Source organism: Hydrogenophaga sp., from assembly GCF_050182545.1.
Lineage (GTDB): Bacteria > Pseudomonadota > Gammaproteobacteria > Burkholderiales > Burkholderiaceae_C > Hydrogenophaga.
Map to the genome: position 1 here is coordinate 1 of NZ_JBFXCD010000037.1, position 5,043 is coordinate 5,043.

General features: G+C 68.3%; 4 protein-coding genes. All 4 read left to right on the forward strand.

Translation table 11 applies throughout. The features are described 5' to 3' along the window. Nucleotides 1-324 (forward strand): D-Ala-D-Ala carboxypeptidase family metallohydrolase (locus tag AB7P10_RS19965; RefSeq protein ID WP_428295591.1); only part of this gene is annotated, 324 nt, incomplete at its 5' end. A 409-nt stretch (nt 325-733) separates the two neighbouring features. After that, nucleotides 734-1,180, forward strand: a complete 447-nt coding sequence (locus tag AB7P10_RS19970; protein WP_428295592.1) for a pilin — start codon at nt 734-736, stop codon at nt 1,178-1,180. A 44-nt stretch (nt 1,181-1,224) separates the two neighbouring features. Then, on the forward strand, nt 1,225-3,159 hold the full coding sequence (locus tag AB7P10_RS19975) for a hypothetical protein (protein ID WP_428295593.1): 1,935 nt from the start codon (nt 1,225-1,227) through the stop codon (nt 3,157-3,159). Further along, nucleotides 3,156-5,043, forward strand: a 1,888-nt coding sequence (locus AB7P10_RS19980; RefSeq protein WP_428295594.1) for a hypothetical protein, incomplete at its 3' end; no start/stop codon positions are given. The genes AB7P10_RS19975 and AB7P10_RS19980, both read left to right, overlap by 4 nt.

The following is a 5,043-nucleotide window of genomic DNA, read 5'->3' on the forward strand; positions in this document are numbered from 1 at the left end:
GCGGCGAGTGGTCTTACGGTGATGAGCGGCTACCGCACGCCGCACTACAACCGCCAGCTCGGCGACACGCGCTTCAGCCGCCACCAGTTCGGCGACGCGGCGGACGTGTTCGTCGACGAGAACGGCGACGGGCGGATGGATGATCTCAACGCCGACGGCCGGCACGACGTGGGCGACGCGCGGCTGCTGTTCGGCATCGTCGACGCGGCGCAGGCCGACGCCGACTGGCAGCGCTTCACCGGCGGCCTGTCCGCCTACCCGCCGACCGCCTACCACGGCGCCTTCGTGCACCTCGACACGCGCGGCGCGAAGGCGCGCTGGTAACCGGTCAGCGCGGACAGTTTTTGTCACAAGTTGACAATCCCCGGCGCGCCGGCCGATGGCCAGCCGCCGGATCGTCAGTGCAGCGGCGCCGCAAAAGCCCATGCTTTTCAGCCGCCCGCACCCGCGACGCCAGAACTCCCCGCGTGGGTCAATGCGGACGTTTTGTATGGACTATCAAACGGTTGAATGGCCTTTGCGGGCCGTTCAGCAGGCTGAACGGTTCCACCAAAGCCCGCGGTCACCGTGTTCGCACGCGGCAGGCGCCGAGAGTGGCACACGCATTGCTGTATGGCCCCCGCGAGCCGGCCTCAAGCCCGCCCGCGCCGGGCCGATAGCGGTGTGCTTCGGCGGTGCGGACGGACCCGACGCCGACGCAGACGGGCCTTTATCCACAATCAGGAGATACCTCATGCAGAAACTGCAACAGGGCTTCACGCTCATCGAACTGATGATCGTGGTCGCCATCATCGGCATCCTGGCCGCCCTGGCCGTGCCGGCGTATCAGGACTACACCATCCGGTCGAAGGTGTCGGAAGGCGCCTCGCTCGCCTCGGCGGCGCGTACGGCGGTGGACGTCTATTATTCCGAAAACGGCACCCTGCCAGGCAGCACGGTGACCAACACCTCGCTGGGTTTGGCGCCCCCCGCCTCTTACAACGCGAAATATGTGGCTTCGGTCAACGTGTACAGCGCGGCCGCGGGCGATATCGTCGTGACATACCAGACGCTGCCGGAACTTGGCACCGCCAGCGGCGACACCTTGCGCTATCTGCCCGTGCGTCAGGGTGGAAATCTGCAGTGGACCATCGCCACGACGGGCACCAGTCTGCCGGAAAAGTACAAGCCGCGCCTCTAATCGCGATCAAAGAGCACTCAAGCGTTGTTCATAGGGCGGCCGGAATGGCCGCCCTTTTTTGTATTCATTTGCGCGTGACCAACCTGTATTGGCGACAGGCTTTGTGGCTGGGTGCGGTGCTTTTGCTTGCAGCCGTAGCGTATTGGCCTGGACTTTCCGGGCCGTTCCTGTTTGATGACATCACCAACATCCTGCGCCACGAGCCGCTGCGGGTTGCCAGCCTGAGTGTCGACGCGCTTTGGCGTGCCTCGTGGTCGCTGGAATCGGGCCCCCTGAAGCGGCCGATTGCCTATCTTTCGTTTGCGCTCAACCACTATTTTGCGGGCGGCTACGACGCCCGGGCCTTCAAGGCGACCAACCTTGCAGTCCATCTCCTGAACGTCCTGCTGGTGGTGGCGCTAGCACGCCGAATGGCGTGCGCCCTGTGGCCGGCGGACCGGTCCCGGCAAGCCGCGATGGCCTGTTTGAGTGGCGCCGTGTTCGCGCTGCACCCACTTGCGCTATCGCCCGTGCTGTACGTGGTGCAGCGCATGGCGAGTCTGTCGATGCTGTTCGTGCTGGCCGCGCTGCTGTGCCTGCTGGCCGCGCGGGATCGTGTTGCCACTATCGCGCGGCGCTGGGCAGCCTGCGGGTGGCTGCTCGCGGGCGGGCTGTGTTTCGGGCTCGGCTTGCTCGCCAAAGAGAACGCCGCATTGCTGGTCTTGCTGTACCCCCTAGTTGACCGTGTGCTGTATCCGGAAGCGCCGTATTGGCGCTGGTTGCGTCGCCCCTCGGCCGGGGGCATCGCCCCCCGGTGCTTGATTTGGTTTGCAGTGGCGCTGGCAGTGGCCGCGCTGGCTTGGCAGGTCGCGCCAGGCTACGCGCAGCGGCCATTCACGCTGGTGGAGCGCCAACTCACGGAAGCGCGCGTGTTGTGGTTTTACCTCGGCCTGTTCGCGCTGCCGCGCATCCATGCCTTTGGGCTTTATCACGACGACATCGCAATCTCGACCGGGCTTTTCGCGCCGTGGACGACGCTGCCGGCGGTGCTTGGCATCGTCGCGCTGGTATGGCTCGGCTTTTGGCTGCTGCGGCGGGCGCCGCTGGCGGGGTTCGGCATCCTTTGGTTTTTCGCCGGGCACGTGATGGAGTCGACACTGATCCCGCTCGAAATTGCCCATGAGCACCGCAATTACCTACCGATGGTTGGCCTCAGCATTGCTGCTGGTTGGGGCCTGGTCTCGTTGCAGGCGCGATTGCCAGCCCGTGCCGGCGTGGCGGCGGTTGCGGTGATTCTGGGCGTGCTCGGCGGCACCACGGCGCTGCGTGCCTGGGAATGGGGCGAGCCGCGGCGGTTTTACGAATTCCAGGTAGCGCACCACCCGGCCTCGGCCCGCTCGATGAACGACTACGCCTCGTACCTTGCCAAACGCCGGCAGTACGCGGCCGCCATGAACCAGCTGCGCGCCGCCCAGCGCGCCGCCCCGCACGAGGCGGGCTACTACTTCAACTACTACCTCACGGCCCGCACCGCGGGTCTGCCGGTTGCGGACGAGCTGCGCGGCGAACTCGCGGCCCTGTTGCGCTCGCGGCCGCTGTCGGCGTTCGGCGAGCGTGCGCTGCAAACCCTGGGCGAGTGCCTGCCCAAGGCGTGTCCGTTCATGGCGGCGGACATGGTGGAGTGGCTGACCGGCTATATCGCGGCGCCGGTGCCGCGCACGGACACCTCGCAGCTTGAGTACGCGCTGGGCCTCGCGTACGCGCAGCTCGGACAGGCGCCCGCGGCGCTGAATGCCTTCGAGCGTGCGCATACGCTCGATCCGCAGTACCTGCATCCGCTGTTCCAGCAGGCCAACATTTTCATGGCGCTGGGGCAATGGAGTAACGCCGAGTTCAATCTGCACCGCCTGCGGGCCGCCAACGAGCGGGCGGTAGTGCGCCAGGATCAGGCGCTGGCGGAGCTGGCGGCGGCGATCGCCAAGGGGCGGGGCAGGCCATGAGCCGCACTGGTGGGTGGCCGCGGTGGCTGGTACTCACCGTCGCCCTGGCGTTGGTGGCGCTGGCCTACCTGCCCGGCCTGCGCGGGCCGTTCGTGTTCGACGACTTTCCGAACATCCTGAACAACCCGGCGGTTGCGCTGACGGAGCTGACGCCGCAGGCGCTGCGCACGGCGGCGCTGTCCAACCACAGCGGGCCGCTTGGTCGGCCGGTGGCGGCGCTGTCGTTCGGGCTTGACCATTACCGGGCGGGCGGGTTCTACCCGCTGGCCTTCAAGCTGACCAACCTCGCCATCCACCTGCTGAACGTGCTGCTGGTGTACGCCATCGCCGTGCGCCTGGCGCGGCGCCTGGGGACGGGCGCGGCTGCGGTGGGCCTCTTCTGCGCGCTGTTGTGGGGGCTGCACCCGCTGCAACTGACCTCGGTGCTGTACGTGGTGCAGCGCATGGCGAGCCTGGCGGGCACCTTCACGCTGGCGGCGGTGCTGTGCTGGGTGGAGGCGCGCGGACGATGGGGGCAACGCCCGGCCACCGGCTGGCTGCTGGCCTGCGGCGGCTTTTTTGTGCTCGGCGTGTTCACCAAGGAAAACGCCATCCTGCTGCCGCTGTACCTGGCGGTGATCGAGTGGTGCCTGTGGCGGCCAACCGCAGCGGATGATTCTGGCCGGCGCATGGCGAACCGCTTTTTTGCGCTCACGTTGCTTGCGCCGCTGCTGGTGGGCCTTGCGCTGCTGGCGGTCAAGCCCGGCCTGTTGCTGGACGGCTACGCCAGCCGGCCGTTCACGCTCGGCGAGCGGCTGCTGACCGAGGCGCGCGTGCTGTGGTTCTACGTCGGCCTCATCGCGCTGCCGACGCCGGCGCGGCTGGGGCTCTACCACGACGACATCGCGATCTCGACCTGGCTGCTCGACCCGTGGACCACGCTGCTGGCGCTCGACGGCTGGGCGCTGGCGCTGGGGATGGCGTTCCTGCTGCGGCGCCGGGCGCCGGCGTTCACCTTCGGCGTGCTGTGGTTCCTGGCCGGGCACGCGCTGGAGTCGACCGTGGTGCCGCTCGAAATCGCCCACGAGCACCGCAACTACCTGCCAAGTCTCGGCCTGATCTTTGCCGCCGTGTACGGCGTGGCGGCGCTGGCGCGGCGCATGGGTAATCAGCGTGTTTACGCTGCGCTGGGGCTTGCCGGTGCCGCGGCGCTCGGCTTCTGCACCTTCGGTCAGGCGGCGGCCTGGGCGAGCGACGAGGCCATCATCGAGGCCCTGCACCGCCACCACCCGCGCTCGCCCTCGGCGCAGCAGATGATGGGCGAGTTGCTGTTCAAGCGGTACGGCCAGCCGGCGCGGGCGGCGGAGCATTACCAGCGCGCGGCCACGCTCGCGCCGTGGGAGGCCGGTTACGCCATCCGCGCAATCTGGGCGCGCCGCGCGGCCGGCGAACCCGGGCCTACCGAAGTCGAGGCGCAGGCTATCGCGCGGACACTGCGCGAGCGGCCGGTGCCGCCGACCACGCTGATCGCGCTGCAAAACCTTGCCGACTGCGCCCGCACGGATGACGCTGCGTGCCGGGACATGCTGTCGGCGCTGCTGTACTGGCTGGACGCGGCGCAGGCCAACCCGCGCCTCGGCCCCATGCCGCGCCAGCAGGTGTGGATGAGCTACGGGCAGGTGTGCCTGGAGACCGAGCGCTACGCGCAGGGCCTGGCGTGGGTGCAGTCGGCGTATCGCCACTCCGGCTTGCCCGTCTATCGGCTGATGGAGGCCAACTTCCTGATGCTGCAGAACGACCTCGACGGTGCGGCGGCGCTGTTGGCGGACGTCGCCCGGATGCCGCAGCTGACGGGGGAAGATCGCGAACACATCGCGGTGCTGGAAGACGCCATCGCCACGCGCC

Coding starts and splice junctions, on each gene's coding strand:
- AB7P10_RS19970 (WP_428295592.1), top strand. CDS start 734: ATGCAGAAACTGCAACAGGGCTTCACGCTCATCGAACTGATGATCGTG.
- AB7P10_RS19975 (WP_428295593.1), top strand. CDS start 1,225: ATGGCCGCCCTTTTTTGTATTCATTTGCGCGTGACCAACCTGTATTGG.